Consider the following 16,987-nt stretch of genomic DNA (forward strand, 5'->3'; position numbering starts at 1 on the left):
TAACCAAAATGTGTGGTGATAATTTAACCCATAATTTCAAAAGCTTAAATTTAGCTAACACTAATCTAGTTGATTCTGCTTATTTTATACAAAAATTCGCAGCACCTCACCCTGAGAATAAAAACAATACAAATTCGAATTAAAAACCATTAAAGCTCAAAAGTGGTGAATACCTATTCAGTGTAAACAATTAATTCCAACTAGGCACTTTTATCACCAACTGATTAACAATTTGTTTACAAAGTTTTCACGTACAGATACATTTATTGTCGCTGAAGCATATATTTGAATTATGTTCTGCAAAAATTATAAAAAACAAATAAATATCCTGAATAACATGGAAGACAGTAATGACTACAAGAAATGTAACTCAAGCAGCGTTATCGCTTTCTGTGCTTGCACTTGCGGTTTCTGCAAGTGTAAGCGCAGCTCCTTCATTTGACCCTAACCTTGGCGTGAATAGCGCGCAAATAAGCAATGATAATCCTTTGCCAAAGCGCTATATCGTTAAGTTTAAAAACGCCAATGCAGCTGCTGGCTTCGTACAATCCACTGATAGCATGCAAGATGCTCAATACGAGCCTAGAACAAATGAAGTTTTTTCTCACTTTCGTGCTCTAAATAGCGTTTCAGCTAAAGAGATGAAACGAATTGGTCGCACTAATAGCTACTCAGTTAAACTCGATAACAACAACATTCAAGCCTTAAGATTCCGCTCAGATGTTGATTATGTTGAAGAAGATGTGCCTCGCCGTCTATTATCTGAAACTACGCCTTGGGGGCAAACCTATGTAGGTGCAACGAGCCTGAGTGATAGCCAAGCAGGTAACCGTACCATTTGTATTATCGACTCTGGATACGATAGAGGCCACAATGACCTCAATGCCAATAATGTCACAGGTACTAATAATTCAGGGACAGCAAACTGGTTCGATCCAGGAACAGGCAATGCTCACGGTACTCACGTAGCCGGCACTATTGCTGCAATAGCTAACAACGAAGGGGTTGTTGGTGTCATGCCAAACCAAAATGCCAACATCCACGTTATTAAAGTATTTAACGCGTCGGGTTGGGGTTATTCATCATCACTGATTTCAGCCGTAGACACTTGTGTGAATAATGGAGCCAATGTTGTGACTATGAGCCTTGGCGGTTCTAGCTCAAGCAACAGCGAGCGAAATGCCTTAGCCGCTCATGAAAGTAATGGTGTTTTACTTATTGCAGCTGCAGGTAACGACGGTAACGCCACCCATAGCTACCCAGCCTCTTATGACTCTGTGATGTCAGTTGCTGCAGTCGACAGTAATAAAGATCATGCCGCATTTTCGCAATATACCGATCAAGTTGAGATCTCTGGTCCCGGTGAAGCGATTTTATCTACTGTAACCCGAGGTGAAGGCCGCCTAGCAGACATTAATATTGGTGGTCAGTCTTATTTTGATAATGGTGTTGTGCCTCATAATCGCTACGTACAATCTGGTTCTAGCCACGTAAGCTCGCCATTTATCGGCAGTGCAACAGGCGTTTTGGCAGAATGTACAATTAATGGCAGTACATTTAATTGTGGCAACATGAGTAACAAAGTTTGTTTAGTCGAACGCGTTGGTAACCAAGGTACTAGCTACCCTGAAATCAATGCAGTAAAAGCTTGTGCGACAGCCGGAGCAACCGCAGCTATTGTTTACAGTAATAGCACCCTACCCGGTTTACAAAACCCATTCCTTGTAGATAGCAATAACGAAGCCCCATTAGTGTCAGTTTCAGTTGACCGCGCTACGGGTTTAGCACTTAAAAACCAACTAGGTAGCAGTGTTACGGTTTCTAATACTGATAATGAAGACTATGAGTATTACAACGGTACATCAATGGCAACCCCTCATGTATCGGGCGTAGCAACATTAGTTTGGAGTCATCACACTCAATGTAGTGCAGAACAGGTTCGTAATGCACTAAAAGCAACTGCAGAAGATTTAGAAACTGCAGGCCGTGATAATAAAACGGGTTTTGGTTTAGTAGACGCAAATGCAGCTAAAGCCTATTTAGACCAATCTTGTGATGGTCCAACAGACCCAGGAACAGGGCCTGGTGACAACGTATTAGTCAATGGTGTCACTAAGGCAAACCTTGCAGGCGCTAAAGGTGATGAGCTGTATTACTCAATAGATGTACCAGCTGGTGCAACTGATCTGAGCTTTAATATGAGCGGCGGAACAGGCGATGCAGATCTATACGTTCAGTATGGCGCATCTCCGACAAGTAATAGCTATGATTGTCGTCCATGGAAAAATGGTAACAATGAATCATGCCCTATCACTAATGCGCAATCTGGTACCTATTATGTGATGGTACAAGGTTACAGTGCATTTAACTCAGTAAATTTAGTTGCTAGCTTTAATGAGTCAACTGGTGGTGGTAATACCGGTGGCCCAGCAACATACACCAACACTAACAGCTACAATATTCCAGATAACAGTAGCGTTGGCGTTGAAAGTGTCATTGCAGCAACGCGTACAGGTGATTCTGGGAACGTTACAGTCAAGGTTAACATCAGCCACACTTATATTGGCGATCTACAGGTTGAGCTTCATAGCCCAACAGGCCAAATTGCAGTTTTACATGACAATTCAGGTGGCAGCAGTAATGACATTATCAAAACATATACTGTAGATATGTCAGGTGTTGGTTCTGCTGGTGACTGGAAACTAAAAGCTGTTGATAGTGCGCGCCGTGATACTGGCAGCATTAACTCATGGGAACTCAGCTTCCAATAAACTTGCAGTAGCAAAATGATTAAAGAGAGCTTAATAAGCTCTCTTTTTATTTAGGGGTGATGACGTCAATGACATAGGTTGAGTCATGCCAATTGCAAGCCGTATTCAATCTATAAAGATCTGCCACAAATAAGCTGATATAATTAGCTCATTCAGGTAAGTACCAACAAGATGATTGCAACCACACTATGACCCAAGCAAACAATCCACTCCACGGCATAAAGCTCGAAGATTTATTAACTGATCTTGTTGATCACTATGGTTGGGAAGAGCTAGGCAGCCGTATTGATATCCGCTGCTTTAATCATGATCCAAGTATTAAATCTAGCCTCAAGTTTTTACGTAAAACCCCATGGGCAAGAGATAAAGTGGAATACCTTTACTTGAAAATGAACAAGCTACCTTTACCTGCACCTAAAGCGTACAGTGATGAACCCGCCATAGCTAAGCCTGTGAAGCAAAGAAAACAACTGCCAGCTGCTAATATAAAGATCTGGGGCGACAGGTAATCACCGACGAAGATAGACGTGAATAGGTTGGTTTGATTGATAAACCAACCTATTGCTAATTCCCATCATTAGCTTAAGTTAGATTAGCACTATATCGGGAACTCAAAGATTAAGCGCCAAACCTCCACTCCATCTCCTGCACGATAACTCAAGCCAAAACGTTCAATATTAATCAAGTCCCAACCTACTGGTTTAGAAAAAGCGAAAGTCATTCCAACCTCATAGCTATTGGCGACTAATACATCGTCCTCAAAAGGTGTAGTAAACTTTAAGCGGTCAAAGTACCAATAACCCGCCACAAAAAATCGCGGTTCGACCTCGACCCCTTTCACTTGAAAATAATAGTTGGTACCGATATCAACACCTGACTGCAGCGCAGAATAGGTCTCGCTACTATTGTCATTTAATGTGGTATAGCCAGCAAAGAAAACGCGATTAACCCAAATGGGCGATGTGTCGCCAAGTTCAAAATCAAGTAAGCTCGACATCCCAGCAGAATAGATCATGACGTCATTGCTATTGGTAAAGTTAGTACCAAAGCCTAGATCGGCATAGGTTTGAAACTCATGAGTGTCTGACGTTTTAACTCGGTACTCAATACCAGGAGTAATAGCGAGAGTTCCAACACTAGACGGAAAGTCACCGTCTGGTAAGTCACTCCAAGTAAAATTGAAAAACCCCATAGAAACAGGAGTATTAAGCACTAACGATTCAGTATCGCTCCGTTGTAAGTCAAAGCTTAACGGGATATTAGCGACGGTCGCATTTTGACCAGAGGTTCGATAAATTCCACTACCAAGATAATTAGCAAATGCGTAATGGCTATAATCAACTTCGGTCTCAGCCTTAACGGATAAGGTATACAGCGGCAGTAATAAAACAAGGTAACACAAACGGGCCATAAACAAACTTTATATAAAATAAAATGTTAATTGATAGCCCGAATATAGCGATATAGAGGGGTAAAAGCCATGAGAATTGACGCTTTATCCGAGCAAGTTAATCTTCACTCGCTTTAGGATCAGTCTCAATAAAGTGATGTTCTGACATCATATGACCTAATTGAGTCGATTTGGTCTTCAGATAATCTTCATTATAACGATTCTTACCCACTTGCAGTGGAACTCGCTCTACCACTTCAAGACCAAAGCTTTGCATGGCTTTTACTTTACGTGGATTATTAGTCATTAAGCGTACTTTTGCGATTCCGATTTTTTCCATCATAGGAATAATCATATCGTATTTACGCATGTCAGCTTCAAAGCCTAAACGCTCGTTAGCTTCAACCGTATTTGCACCTTGATCTTGCAACTCATAAGCACGGATTTTATTAAGCAAGCCAATACCACGCCCTTCTTGGCGTAGATAAAGAATAAAACCTTGGCCTTCTTCCGCAACATTTTGCATTGCGGTTTGCAACTGAAAACCACAGTCACAACGCAAACTAAATAATGCATCACCGGTTAGACATTCTGAATGAATACGCCCTAAAACAGGGACTTCTGGAGAAAATGTACCAAAGGTAAGTGCTACATGCTCTTTACCCGTCTCACTATCTTCAAAACCATGCATTTCGAAAACACCCCAAGGTGTTGGTAGTTTTGAAGACGCGATGTATTTAATCGACATGAAAAAACCTTAACGACAACTCTCATTCCTTGAGACTGCAAACGTCCTGATAAAGAAAATAAATGGCTTGAGACGAAACTCTTGCTAGCTCTATGATTTAGTCAGTTTAAGGTGTCATTGATTTTCAAATTCACCTTAACTGTCTTCGAGCCAGCATAAGCTTACTATCTAGTGATAACCTTGAAGCGGCTCACTAAATGAATAACTAAAAGTACTTAAAACTCTTTTGGTGCGAAACCTGTGACTTGTTTAATACCCATTTCACGGCCTAACGCCGTCATAGGGTGAACAACCACAAGTCCTTTAACCGATTTTTTCAACTTACCCATGTCGGCTTGTTCTGCTTTGGTCAATACACGGCTAAACTTAAGGCCTGCAACAGTACCGCCTTGTTTGCTTAGTTCACGTGTTTGCTGACCTTTCACGCTACTGATCCGCTTAGTGATAGCTGCAATTTCTTGCTTAAACTGGATCACAACTGTTGGATCGCTGCGCTTTTCAGCTGCTGCTAGCTTACGACGAAATTTGTCTAACTTATCGTTGAGCGTTTGCAGCTCCTGCTTTAAATTCATTTACAAACCTTAAATTCAAATCTAAATAACACGTTTAGAAACAAAAACAGCCTCAGTGATCTGACGCCGTTTTCTATTATTGCCACATTATAACAGCAAATAAACCAGTTTTACCTAGGTTTATAGTGAAACAACATACAAGTTGCTTCGCACCATTAGCGTATTTATCGCAAATAATGGATTGTCTGGTTACTACTACCTCTAAAAACCAAGCTAGGATCGGCAAGCTCTTGCTCAAACTTACCATCGACAACCACATTAACTAAATCCACAACAGCTTGTTGTTCTGCGCTTAATTCTTCTAGACGATAGCCCGTCCAAAGCCAGATATCCTTAGCTGGACATTGCTCTATAACTTGCTTTACCAGCGCTAATATCGCTGCAACATTGGCAGGAAATAGTGGGTCACCACCAGAGAGTGATAAACCACGTCGTTTAATTCGATTATCATTCAAATCATCAATAATACGTTGTTGCATCTGCTCGTCGAACAAATGCCCTGAACAAGGGTTCCACGTCGACTGGTTATAACAACCACGGCACTGATGCTCACATCCTGACACAAATAGTGTCGCTCGCGTGCCCGGACCGTTGATCACATCGGTTTGATAATATTGATGATAATTCATAATCAATTAATTCCAGCTAGAAAACAAAAAAGGTGCTGAACACAGCACCTTAATTTTAGCTAACACACATTGAAGCATTAGCCGTTTTACCTACATTGAGTACAAGTACTATAGGTGTTTAACGCGGCGCTTAACTTCTTCTTGTTTACCGTAGTTAAACGGTCTTGCATCTGGACTACCTAAGTAACCACACACACGGCGAGTTACCGATACGCGACTTGGCTCATGGTTGCCACACTTAGGACAAGTAAAACCTTTACTTGTACAGCTAAACTCGCCGGTATATCCGCAGTCATAACACTCGTCAATCGGTGTATTAGTACCGTAATATGGCACTTTGTGGTAGCTATAATCCCAAACGTTTTCTAATGCTTCAACGTTATTTTGCATGTTAGGGAATTCGCCGTAACAGATGAATCCACCGTTAGCTAATTCTGGATACGGCAATTCAAAGTCAATCTTGTCGTACGGATTAACCTGCTTTTCAACGTCCAAATGGAAGCTGTTAGTGTAATAACCTTTTGCTGTCACGCCATCAACCACACCAAATACTTTAGTGTCTAATGCGCAAAAACGACTACATAGGTTTTCACTTGGAGTACTGTATAGGCTAAATGCATAACCAGACTCAGCTTTCCAGCTATCGGTTGCCTGCTTCATATGCTTGATCACTGCAATCGCTTTCTCACGTAGCACTTCGCTATCGTAAATATGCTCTTCAGTACCATAAAGCGCATTAATTGTTTCGTGTAGGCCAATATAACCTAAAGAAATTGATGCACGACCATTTTTAAAGATTTCAGATACATCGTCATCAGCCTTTAAGCGCACGCCACAAGCGCCTTCCATATAAAGGATAGGAGCAACACGTGCCTTAACGCCCTCAAGACGAGCAATACGAGTATCAAGAGCTTTACGAGCCATCTCTAAACGCGTATCTAAAATCCGGTAAAACTCAGCCTCGTCGCCTTTAGCTTCAAGAGCGATACGTGGCAAGTTTAAGCTAACTACACCTAGGTTGTTACGGCCTTCGTGGACTAATTCGCCATCTTGCTCATAAGTACCTAAGAAACTACGGCAACCCATAGGCGTCTTAAATGAACCAGTTACTTTTTCAACTTGTTCATAGTTAAGGATATCTGGGTACATACGAGTTGAAGCACACTGCAGAGCAAGTTGCTTGATATCGTAGTTACAATCGCCGGCTTTATGGTTAACACCGTCGCGAATTGCAAATACTAACTTAGGGAATACTGCTGTTTTACGGTTTTTACCGAGACCAGCAATACGCACTTTCATCATTGATTGCTGAATTAAACGAGATTCCCAAGAGATTCCTAAACCAAAGCCAAAAGTAACAAATGGCGTTTGGCCATTAGCGGTATGCAATGTGTTTACTTCATACTCTAATGACTGAAATGCGTCGTGACACTCTTTTTCAGTTTGTGCTTTAGCAAATGCTTCAGCGTCGCTAATTTCCCACTTAAGCGCCACTTGATAGTGCTTATCGTAGCTCTTAGTCACAAATGGTGCTAATACCTCATCGATGCGGTTAATGGTTGTACCGCCGTAGATGTGGCTAGCAACTTGCGCAATAATTTGCGCAGTTACTGCTGTCGCTGTCGAAATAGACTTAGGCGTTTCGATTTCAGCATTACCCATTTTAAAGCCATGGGTTAACATGCCGCTTAAATCAATTAGCATACAGTTAAACATAGGGAAGAATGGTGCATAATCTAAGTCATGGTAATGAATTTCACCTGACTCGTGAGCCGCAACCACATCCTTTGGCAAGATATGGCATTTGGCGTAATGCTTCGCCACGATACCTGCAAGTAGATCGCGTTGAGTCGGAATAACTTTTGAGTCTTTGTTAGCATTTTCATTTAACAATGCCGCATTACTTTGCTCAACAAGACCACGGATCTCTGTGTTTAAACGGCTGCTCACTTCGCGATGAACATCTCTATCGTGACGATACTCAATGTACATACGTGCAAGTGATTTATAAGGGCCTTCCATCAGCAAATTTTCAACAGTATCTTGCAGATCATGGATCTTAACTTCGTCTAAATCAGCCACACTAGCAGTAACAATTTCAGCGACCTGTTGTGCGTATTCAGCGCACTCAATGCCTGCCGAGTTAGCAGCTGCTATCACGGCATCTTTAATCCTTGTTTCGTCAAAAGGCGTACGGTAACCATCCCGTTTAATAACCACTGGCATTGTATAAATCCTCTTTAGGTCGCTCAACTAAGTAACACTACATATAGTGCCACTTTTTCTATAAATCACAATATGTGGCGCATTAAGCTATAAATTTGCGTTAAGTACTTTGATCCAGATCATTATTTTAAAAGAGGAAGACAATAAGAAAACAGTTATGCAAATAAACCCGCTTATCTAAAATAATGGCCTTGACGAAGGCAAAGAAGCGGGCTAGAAGCAGGATAATTGAGGTATAAATTGTGGATAAAAATCAACAGAAATATCCACCATTGCAGCTTGCTGACTGCAACCTATTGGCTAGTTTAATAAAGGTAAAGCGATTAGCACTAAGAGCTTATCTCTGTGGAGTCGTTTTGACTGATGATAAAGTGTAATTCAAGACAAAAAACGGCTCAGTTTAGTGACGACTTGCCAATGCAAGGTAACTATTAAGCTGACCATTGTCTTGTTGATGATCGCCAGTCATCGAGGTTAACTGCATTAACGACTTGATCCCTTGGTAGTGGTTTCTTTGCTCATCAGTTAATGGTCTGTCTGACTGCAGCAGCTCGGTAATCTGGCTAGAAACACGATTGGCCTTTTGCGCAACGAGTGGAGATTGTGAAATTTCCATTGTGCCCATCACCCACTTCGCATCATCTAGCATCTCTGCCAATTTTTTATCTTCTTCGTTATTAGTGAGTGCGCTGCGCTGCTCATCAATAAAGTCTGATAATGACTGATTGTCGGCGGGCGGAATATCAAACCCACTGCTAGATAAACGATTCAATTGCCCTTCTGACAAAATACCATCTTGATATAAGCGTTGAATTAAAGATGGCAGTTGCGCCGAAGTGAAGTTACCACCTTTGAAGAAGTCATTAGCCATAGCTTCTATTTTTTGGGCGCGTTCAGCGCGGCTGGACAAAACTAAGGTATTATCCTTTGTCGTCAGCTCGCTTGCTGCCGACTCCGCTGATTTAGCGCCTGAACTCCCCACCCTAGCAGTATTACCGACATTTGACTGACCACTATTAACACCGTAAGCGTCAGATACTGCATTATTGTTGATTGCGTGATTAATACTGCTCAGTGGATTCATCGTCAAAATGTCGGCGTAATAAAGAGATACTGCCAATAAAGCATTTAACGTGCCGACTTATCGATTTGCAAAACAAGTGATTACTTTTGCGTCAATTCTTGTGTCAAACTTAGACATAGACCTCTAAGCTGCTCAACCTCTTGTGCTGTCATATCGACTTTATCTAGCAAGGTTTGTTTTAGGGCTTGTGCTTCTACTTTCAAATCACCCCCTGCAAGAGTTAAAGCAATCACTTTCTTCCGCTCATCGGTTTCATCAGCGAGGCGCTGCAAAAAACCCTTACTTTCTAATCGTTTAACAATCGGCGTTAAGGTTCCCATATCAAGGCGAGTTGATTGCGACACTTGGGTTAAGTTCACTCTGTCACTTAGCCAAAGCGCTTGCATCACTAAATATTGTGGGTAAGTAAGTTCATATCTTTCAAGTAATGGACGATAGGCTCGCATTAGTGCATTGGTCGCAGTGTAAAGTGCAAAGCAAACATTGTCAGAAAGGCTAGCATTAGAAGATGGTGTTACGTCGTTTTCGGTCACTACAAGTAAACTTTAGTTAGGCGAGATAACGCTAATATTAACCCACATAAACCACTAACACTAGCCAGCATCAGTTATATTTGCGAACAAGTAGTTTGCGCGCAAACTATTTGCAATTTCAAATGTGTTTATCTATGATGCATTCAATTACTTTGCGCACAAACAAATTAAGGGAAGATATGAAAAGCCAAGTCATTCAACTTAAGTCTCGTCCAGAAGGCATGCCAGTAGCAGATAACTTTAACCAAGCAGAGCTTACGCTAGAAGCTATTAAGCCGGGTGAGTTTTTGGTGAAAAACTTATGGATGTCTGTTGATCCTTATATGCGTGGCCGCATGATCGATAGAAAAAGTTATATTGCTCCCTTTGAAATTGGTAAAGCTTTAGATGGCGGTGCTATTGGAGAAGTGATTGAGTCACTCAACCCTGAATTTCCTATCGGTAGCAAAGTTACCAGCATGCTTGGTTGGCGCAGTCATTATGTCACTGACGGTAGCGAAATAACACGTCTACCAGAGACCCCACTGTGTGAATCACACTTTTTAGGCGTATTAGGTATGCCGGGAATGACCGCATGGACAGGGCTTAACCGTATTGCCGAGTTAAAAGCTGGCGAAACTCTTTTTGTATCAGCCGCTTCAGGAGCCGTAGGCAGTGTTGCCGTACAAATTGGTAAACTTATGGGCGCACGTGTAGTCGCCTCTGTAGGGAGCAATGACAAAGCGGATTATCTGCGGAAGTTAGGCGTAGATGAAGTTATAAATTACAAAACCTGTGGCGATTTAAATGCTGCACTCGCCCAAGCAGCACCTGAAGGTATTGATGTTTACTTTGAAAATGTCGGTGGCGACCACCTTAGTGCAGCATTAAACAATATGAAAGATCATGGCCGAATTGCAGTATGCGGCATGATTGCCCAGTATAATGACACGGCGCCAACACCGGGGCCAAGTAATCTTGCACAGATCATTATCAAGAAACTGAAAATTGAAGGTTTTATTGTATTTGAGCACTGGGAGCATTATGGCGAGTTTGCAGCGCAAATGGGTCAATGGTTAGCAGCCGGTAAAGTCCATGCTGAGCAAACCATCTATGAAGGCTTAAGCCAAGCACCAGATGCCTTTATCGGCCTATTTGAAGGCAAGAACCGTGGCAAGATGGTGGTTAAACTAGGCTAATCAAATATTAGCGGTGGAAATTTAAAGAACAAAAAGGCGCTATTTGCGCCTTTTTAATTTTACAAAATCATCTTTCAATAGAACACTGTTCGATTCTACGATTTCGCAATGTCAGTAGAATGCTGTGCAAGCGCCGCTTCAATCAAATGCGCCACTTTTTCAACTGCTGCTTCACCTGCTGCAATTGCCTCTTCAGCACGATGAAACTCCATAGTACCAATATCGCCTAAATCCGGAACGATACAGATATCAGGCGGATCGCCCATTAAACGCGCGCGTTTATGGCGCTGCTCAAGTATATCCATCGATTGTGACATAACCGCTAACATACCCGGATTAGGATTTTGTTGGCTATTAGCCTTACCACCAAGAGAGAACTTTTCAGTTAAACCACTAATGTAATCTCGACCTCTAGCTAACAGATCAGTAAAACCTTTGTCTTGATGCTTTTCGGCTTCTTTTACTTCTTCAACCGTTGGTTTATCGCTTTTCATATTCACAGGCAATACTTGCATGCGCCCGCGCTTTAAACCATGCAAGTCGACTGCAATCACCAAATCAACGTCCATTGCGCGGCTTACAGAAACTGGCACAGGGTTAACCACGGCGCCGTCAACTAACCATCGATTACCTACTTTTACTGGCGGCAAAATGCCGGGCATAGAGCAAGATGCTCTAACGGCGTGGCGCAGATCACCTTCAGTAAACCAAATCTCCTGGCCTGAATACAGATCCGTTGCTACTGCGGCAAACGGCCTTTTCAAGTCAGTAATTTGCAAATCACCAATACGTTTTTGCAGCACGTCGAATACACGCTCACCGCCAATTAAACCACCGCGTCCCCAGCTTAAATCCATTAAACCTAATACGTCCCAACTACTAAAACTGCGAACCCAATCTTCAAGCTCTTCAAGATGATCATTAGCATAAGCAGCGCCGACTAATGCCCCAATCGAACAACCAGCGATTTTATCTGGATAAACGCCCATCTTTGCTAGGCCGTTAAGCACACCAATATGTGCCCAACCTTTAGCCGCGCCGCTGCCTAACGCTAACCCAATTCGTACAGCTTGTTTATTTGTCGACACTCTTTAATGACTCCACAACTCAATTTAACCAGCAGGTATAGGGTTTAATCATCTGTAACTTACAAAAGAAAATTGCTTAATTTCAGCTACAAGGCAATCAGGCTTAAACCTTTTAAAGCAAACTTACCTGCAAAGACGTGCATTTTAGCAGATATATCACCAAGTGAAGAACAAAGTTGATGGGTATTCGTAGCGCAATCACAAATCTGTAGGTTATAATACGCGGTCGTATCATTTATGGAGTACACCTTTGCAATTTACCGATTTCGCACTGGATCAACGTCTGTTACAAAGTCTAAAGCACATGGGCATTGACACCCCAACAGAGATCCAAGAGCAAGCCATTCCTGTTGCCTTAGCGGGCAAAGACTTAATGGCGTCTTCTAAAACTGGCTCAGGTAAAACATTAGCCTTTTTATTGCCGGCTATGCAAAGACTGATTTCGTGTAAAGCATTGAGTAAGCGCGACCCACGCGTGGTAATTTTATTGCCGACCCGTGAGCTTGCCACTCAAGTGTACAGCCAACTACGTTTATTAGTTGCTAACACTCAGTTTAAAGCCACTAAGATTTTAGGTGGTGAAAACTTTAACGATCAAGCAAAAGCGTTAGCGCGTGATCCACATTTTGTAGTGGCAACCCCAGGCCGTTTAGCCGACCACCTAAAGCAGCATCACCTGCACCTTAATGGTTTAGAGCTACTGATTCTAGATGAAGCTGACCGTATGCTTGATTTAGGTTTTGCTGAGCAACTAAAACAAATTAACGCTGCCGCTGACCACAAACGTCGCCAAACCTTAATGTTCTCAGCAACCTTAGATCATGGTGATGTTAACGATATCGCTAACGAGCTATTAAAGCACCCTGAACATGTAGCAATTGGTGCAGGTAACTTAGAGCATAAAGACATTACTCAGCGTATCTTCTTGTGTGATCACTTAGATCATAAAGAGGCGCTATTAACGCGTATTCTTAAAGAAGAGCAGCAAAAGCAAATCATTATCTTTACTGCGACTAGACAAGATACTGACCGTTTAGCAAAGAAATTAGCAGATGATGGTTTTAAAACCGCATCACTAAGCGGTGAGCTTAAGCAAAATGCGCGTAACCAAATTATGGATGAATTTAGCCGCGGTCTGCAGCAAATTCTAGTGACAACTGATGTTGCTTCACGTGGTCTAGATTTGCTTAACGTCTCTTTGGTCATTAACTTTGATATGCCAAAGTTTGCTGAAGAATATGTACACCGTATTGGCCGTACAGGCCGTGCAGGTGCTAAAGGCGATGCAATCTCACTGGTTGGTCCTAAAGACTGGGTCAACTTTACTCAAGTGCAAACTTTCTTGAATAAAACCTTTAGCTTTAGCGAGCTTGAAGGCCTTAAAGCTAAGTTCTGCGGCCTTAAAGCTAAAACGCCAGCTAAGAGTAAAGCCAAACCTGCAGCCGTTGCTAAAAAGAAAGCCGCAACAGCTAAGAAGAGAACCGCTGCAAAAGCTGCTGCAAACCGTGATAGACGTTTTGCAACTGGTGTTGATGTTGGCGATGCGCCAATGCTTAGAAAACCAAAATCTAAGCTACAAGACACACCAGAAGATTAAGCGACAAGCTTTTATCTGATACACGCTTAATTTTAAAAGCCGCAGTGAGCCATCTCACTTCGGCTTTTGTCTTTAATGGGCTAACTCTAAGAGCTAATTCAATGAGTTCTTCAAAGAGTGATTACGTCAATCACAACGACTTATTTTCTACAAAACATCAGCTAAATGTGCAGTGGTAAACCCGCTTACAATCACTTAAAACAAAAATTTGATTTGAATACATTAGAAAGCGCATTAAAACGCTGACCGCTTCAAGAAATAGCGTTACAATACAGCTAATATTGTTTTTTTAAGGTTTATCATGAGAGTTTGTGGCGTAGAGTTAAAAGGTGGCGAAGCCATCATCAGTTTATTAAGTTATGAAGGCGAAACGTATAACGTGCCGGATTGCCGTCAAAAGTCGTTCGCGATTTCAAACTCTGAAAGCACTGAAACCATGCGTGAATTTCACTTTGCTTTTGGTAAGTTGATTGAAGACTACCGCGTTGATGAAATTGTTATCATCCAACGTGAGCAAAAAGGCAAAGGCGCTGGTAGCGTGACTAGCTTCAAATTAGAAGCATTGATCCAAATCCTACCTGTTGCAGTATCAATTGTGTCGCCAGTTGCCATTAAAGAGCAGCTAAAGCGTAATCCACCACAAGTTGATTTTGAAGGTCTAGATCTTAAGCGTTTCCAAAAGAGCGCATTTGAAGCCGCTTATGCCTTCCACAACATGACTATCTACAAGACTGACGAAGAGTAAGCATATCAGCTAACAAAGTAGAGACGAATGGGCGCACTAAATTGCGCCCTTTTTATATCTTAAAAATCTATTTTAATAGCAGTATTCTTAGTCCAATGTAAAAATCTACACCTTAAAACCAACTTCATAAAGTTTAAGTCAAACATGCAGCCACTCAAATACCTAGCCGGTTACTCAAGCGATATACAAGACCAAGTTCAAAGCTTGATAGATCAAGATAAGCTTGGGCAGTTCTTACTTAAGCGCCACCCAGAAATCCACGCGATTCGTACAGATAAAGCTCTGTATGACTACACCATAGACATTAAAAACCAGTATTTACGCAAATCCCAACCACTCTCAAAAGTGATTTTCGACGATAAAATTTCACTGAGCCACCAAGCACTCGGTCTACACTCCTATGTTGCCCGTAAGCAAGGCGCCAAACTGAAAGCCAAAAATGAAATTCGTATCTCTTCACGGCTGAAAAAAGTCCCTGAAGGACTATTAAGAATGGTGGTCGTACACGAGCTAGCTCACTTAAAAGAGAAAGATCATAATAAAGCCTTTTACCAGCTCTGCTGCCATATGGACGGCGATTATCACCAGCTTGAGTTTGAGTTAAGACTGCTGCTGACCTTAATTGATGCGGGTAAAAACCCGTATAGTTAAGCCCTTAAAAATGTAACCTTTTGGCGCTTTCACAAAAGCGCTATTGCATTCTCTTCAAGTGCCCTACCTTATCAACCAGATTAAAACCTTTGACAACACGGATGTACGACAGACCACTTAACGGTTTGAATAATAGCAATAACTAATCTACACCAATCTTAACGATAATGATTTTCATTTGATTTAATTTACATTACACTCCATTAGTGCACCGCTAGCGACTCAGTCTTAAGCACCGCTTTAAGCATAAGCTAAGTTAGCACTGATGTTTTTTAGGTTGATTTTCTTTCTATTTTAGGTAGTTGATGATGAGTGATGAGTTAGTCAAAAAGCAGCAAAAATCACGCCGTAAGCTGGCTAAGTACCAGCAGAAAGTCAACTATTACACCGAGCTTAGCAACAGTGATATTTCACTTAAAAAACGCGCTGCAAAACTGTGTAAATATCGCCTCAAAATAATCAAACGCCAGCTTAAGCTTAAACGTATTGAAGCAAAGATTAATCAATTCTCGGCGTACACTAAACTCATTCCTGCAAACGATGGCTTTAGTGCAGGTGTTAGTATGACTAATATGAGTAACACCACTAGCGCAAGCCACGCTAACAGCAGTATCTATACCGTTAAGCATTCAGCTCAAATCAACCTGTACCAGCCTTATAAAACCAAGGCTTGTCAAAGTTGCCCCGCCCTACGCGGTAAAGCCTGCTTATGTGCGATGAAAGTCCAGCAACGTAAACAAGCTTAACTTTCGCCTGCAAATGGAGGCTGGTTACATTTATTTTAGAATTGATGTTACCAAGTAGAATGTTTGAACTTGTAGCTTTATAGCTATCAATCGCCTGCAGCGACTGCATATACTGACACTTCAGTTACACGCTATAACTCTTTGTGAAAGACAGGTTCCTTGTAAACTCGGCCATGACGAATAGCGTCCCAGCTAAAGAGCCAGTTCGGCATCCAGCCTCTCGTTCGAAAGCTTGATAACTGCGTTATCTCTCACCTTGTCATGGACGGCTTCAGCCGTATCTGCAATTGATAATTGGAGTAATCACTTGGTTGTAGAGTTTGGTTTCTAACTAGGAAATGCCCCAAAGTGAGTTAGCCTTCAAATGAAGGCCAATTACATTTTGTATTGTTGCTACATAATAGCGTGTTTGAATTTGTAGCTATGTAGTTATCAATCGCCTGCAGCGGGCGCATGTGCAGACACTGCCGTGACACGCTATGAATACATCCCTGTAAGCTCGGCCATGACGTCCATGTCATGGACGGTCACGGCCGTATCTACACGGGATAATTGGTGGAACCTTTTGGCTGAGATGTTTGATTTCTAAATTAGAAATGCCCCCGAATTACCATATAAGCCGAAGCCTAGTAACGTTTCTTCCTGCGTGAGCATTGCACTTTATGCAATGTCGGAGGTTCTTTGTTTCACTCAGGCAAAGAAACAAAGAATCTGTTCTTTCTATGTTATAACTCATTGTTGATACAATGGTTTACTGTTATTGTTGAGCGATTAAAGTATTGGCGACCTGTTCTTATTAAGACCGTTCTTATTCGGAATTCAGCCTAATATACTGTTATCGTGTCATAAAAAACACGGAGCCTATATATTATAGGTGATACAAAAACTTTAGCTGTATATTTAAACAGTATTTAATTGGCTGTTTTTATCACCATAAAATCTAATAAAGGAACTTGACGGGACTATACTCACTTCTATCCCTTAAGATAATCGCTATGCTGTTGGAAGAGTGCGTGGTTCTTCGCAATC

General features: G+C 41.7%; 15 protein-coding genes. 7 read left to right on the plus strand and 8 right to left on the minus strand.

Going from position 1 to position 16,987, the window contains the following annotated elements; all coding sequences use genetic code 11:
• The first annotated feature begins 350 nt into the window (after nucleotides 1-350).
• Both L2747_RS20665 and L2747_RS20670 read left to right on the plus strand, forming a co-directional pair.
• Complete coding sequence (locus L2747_RS20665) at nucleotides 351-2,771, plus strand: S8 family serine peptidase (RefSeq protein ID WP_249000842.1); 2,421 nt, start codon at nucleotides 351-353, stop codon at nucleotides 2,769-2,771.
• Nucleotides 2,772-2,959: 188 nt separating this feature from the next.
• Nucleotides 2,960-3,280 carry a VF530 family protein gene (locus L2747_RS20670; protein WP_249000843.1) on the plus strand — a complete coding sequence of 107 codons (321 nt, stop codon included), beginning with the start codon at nucleotides 2,960-2,962 and terminating at the stop codon, nucleotides 3,278-3,280.
• 89 nt (nucleotides 3,281-3,369) lie between these two features.
• Here the strand turns inward: L2747_RS20670 and L2747_RS20675 are convergent, their stop codons facing one another.
• The 7 genes from L2747_RS20675 to L2747_RS20705 form a co-directional block, all read right to left on the minus strand.
• Nucleotides 3,370-4,182: a hypothetical protein gene (locus tag L2747_RS20675; RefSeq protein WP_249000844.1), complete on the minus strand. Its 813-nt coding sequence runs from the start codon at nucleotides 4,180-4,182 to the stop codon at nucleotides 3,370-3,372.
• Between the two features lie 97 nt (nucleotides 4,183-4,279).
• The gene (gene ribA, locus L2747_RS20680) at nucleotides 4,280-4,909 is read right to left on the minus strand and encodes a GTP cyclohydrolase II (RefSeq protein ID WP_249000845.1); all 630 of its coding nucleotides are present in this window, start codon (nucleotides 4,907-4,909) and stop codon (nucleotides 4,280-4,282) included.
• Between the two features lie 215 nt (nucleotides 4,910-5,124).
• Nucleotides 5,125-5,481 carry a YibL family ribosome-associated protein gene (locus L2747_RS20685; RefSeq protein ID WP_220780593.1) on the minus strand — a complete coding sequence of 119 codons (357 nt, stop codon included), beginning with the start codon at nucleotides 5,479-5,481 and terminating at the stop codon, nucleotides 5,125-5,127.
• A 164-nt stretch (nucleotides 5,482-5,645) separates the two neighbouring features.
• Nucleotides 5,646-6,110 carry an anaerobic ribonucleoside-triphosphate reductase-activating protein gene (gene nrdG / locus L2747_RS20690; RefSeq protein ID WP_249000846.1) on the minus strand — a complete coding sequence of 155 codons (465 nt, stop codon included), beginning with the start codon at nucleotides 6,108-6,110 and terminating at the stop codon, nucleotides 5,646-5,648.
• Nucleotides 6,111-6,218: 108 nt separating this feature from the next.
• Entirely contained in the window at nucleotides 6,219-8,336 is a 2,118-nt protein-coding gene (gene nrdD, locus L2747_RS20695; RefSeq protein ID WP_249000847.1) for an anaerobic ribonucleoside-triphosphate reductase, read from the minus strand.
• A gap of 400 nt (nucleotides 8,337-8,736) precedes the next feature.
• Nucleotides 8,737-9,456: a hypothetical protein gene (locus L2747_RS20700; protein WP_249000848.1), complete on the minus strand. Its 720-nt coding sequence runs from the start codon at nucleotides 9,454-9,456 to the stop codon at nucleotides 8,737-8,739.
• Between the two features lie 44 nt (nucleotides 9,457-9,500).
• The gene (locus L2747_RS20705; RefSeq protein WP_249000849.1) at nucleotides 9,501-9,953 is read right to left on the minus strand and encodes a MarR family winged helix-turn-helix transcriptional regulator; all 453 of its coding nucleotides are present in this window, start codon (nucleotides 9,951-9,953) and stop codon (nucleotides 9,501-9,503) included.
• Nucleotides 9,954-10,132: 179 nt separating this feature from the next.
• On the opposite strand from L2747_RS20705, the gene L2747_RS20710 reads away from it, so the two are divergent.
• A complete protein-coding gene (locus tag L2747_RS20710) occupies nucleotides 10,133-11,131 on the plus strand; it encodes an NADP-dependent oxidoreductase (RefSeq protein ID WP_249000850.1) in 999 nt (332 codons plus the stop codon).
• Nucleotides 11,132-11,226: 95 nt separating this feature from the next.
• Here the strand turns inward: L2747_RS20710 and rssA are convergent, their stop codons facing one another.
• Nucleotides 11,227-12,219 carry a patatin-like phospholipase RssA gene (gene rssA, locus L2747_RS20715; RefSeq protein WP_249000851.1) on the minus strand — a complete coding sequence of 331 codons (993 nt, stop codon included), beginning with the start codon at nucleotides 12,217-12,219 and terminating at the stop codon, nucleotides 11,227-11,229.
• Nucleotides 12,220-12,469: 250 nt separating this feature from the next.
• Between rssA and L2747_RS20720 the strand changes: the two genes are divergently transcribed.
• The 4 genes from L2747_RS20720 to L2747_RS20735 all read left to right on the plus strand — a co-directional run bounded on the left by L2747_RS20720 (nucleotide 12,470) and on the right by L2747_RS20735 (nucleotide 15,958).
• A complete protein-coding gene (locus tag L2747_RS20720; protein ID WP_249000852.1) occupies nucleotides 12,470-13,816 on the plus strand; it encodes a DEAD/DEAH box helicase in 1,347 nt (448 codons plus the stop codon).
• A gap of 301 nt (nucleotides 13,817-14,117) precedes the next feature.
• Nucleotides 14,118-14,561 carry a DUF3010 family protein gene (locus tag L2747_RS20725; RefSeq protein ID WP_249000853.1) on the plus strand — a complete coding sequence of 148 codons (444 nt, stop codon included), beginning with the start codon at nucleotides 14,118-14,120 and terminating at the stop codon, nucleotides 14,559-14,561.
• 144 nt (nucleotides 14,562-14,705) lie between these two features.
• Nucleotides 14,706-15,212: a M48 metallopeptidase family protein gene (locus L2747_RS20730; protein WP_249000854.1), complete on the plus strand. Its 507-nt coding sequence runs from the start codon at nucleotides 14,706-14,708 to the stop codon at nucleotides 15,210-15,212.
• A 308-nt stretch (nucleotides 15,213-15,520) separates the two neighbouring features.
• On the plus strand, nucleotides 15,521-15,958 hold the full coding sequence (locus L2747_RS20735; RefSeq protein WP_249000855.1) for a hypothetical protein: 438 nt from the start codon (nucleotides 15,521-15,523) through the stop codon (nucleotides 15,956-15,958).
• Nucleotides 15,959-16,987: the final 1,029 nt, after the last annotated feature.

It is taken from the genome of Shewanella marinintestina, from assembly GCF_023283845.1.
GTDB lineage: Bacteria > Pseudomonadota > Gammaproteobacteria > Enterobacterales > Shewanellaceae > Shewanella > Shewanella marinintestina.

Excerpts from the sequence above, each read along its gene's own strand:
- L2747_RS20710 (WP_249000850.1), top strand. The coding sequence starts at position 10,133 with ATGAAAAGCCAAGTCATTCAACTTAAGTCTCGTCCAGAAGGCATGCCA.
- L2747_RS20735 (WP_249000855.1), top strand. The coding sequence starts at position 15,521 with ATGAGTGATGAGTTAGTCAAAAAGCAGCAAAAATCACGCCGTAAGCTG.
- L2747_RS20675 (WP_249000844.1), bottom strand. The coding sequence starts at position 4,182 with ATGGCCCGTTTGTGTTACCTTGTTTTATTACTGCCGCTGTATACCTTA.
- nrdG (WP_249000846.1), bottom strand. The coding sequence starts at position 6,110 with ATGAATTATCATCAATATTATCAAACCGATGTGATCAACGGTCCGGGC.
- L2747_RS20685 (WP_220780593.1), bottom strand. The coding sequence starts at position 5,481 with ATGAATTTAAAGCAGGAGCTGCAAACGCTCAACGATAAGTTAGACAAA.
- L2747_RS20670 (WP_249000843.1), top strand. The coding sequence starts at position 2,960 with ATGACCCAAGCAAACAATCCACTCCACGGCATAAAGCTCGAAGATTTA.
- L2747_RS20725 (WP_249000853.1), top strand. The coding sequence starts at position 14,118 with ATGAGAGTTTGTGGCGTAGAGTTAAAAGGTGGCGAAGCCATCATCAGT.
- ribA (WP_249000845.1), bottom strand. The coding sequence starts at position 4,909 with ATGTCGATTAAATACATCGCGTCTTCAAAACTACCAACACCTTGGGGT.
- L2747_RS20665 (WP_249000842.1), top strand. The coding sequence starts at position 351 with ATGACTACAAGAAATGTAACTCAAGCAGCGTTATCGCTTTCTGTGCTT.
- nrdD (WP_249000847.1), bottom strand. The coding sequence starts at position 8,336 with ATGCCAGTGGTTATTAAACGGGATGGTTACCGTACGCCTTTTGACGAA.
- L2747_RS20730 (WP_249000854.1), top strand. The coding sequence starts at position 14,706 with ATGCAGCCACTCAAATACCTAGCCGGTTACTCAAGCGATATACAAGAC.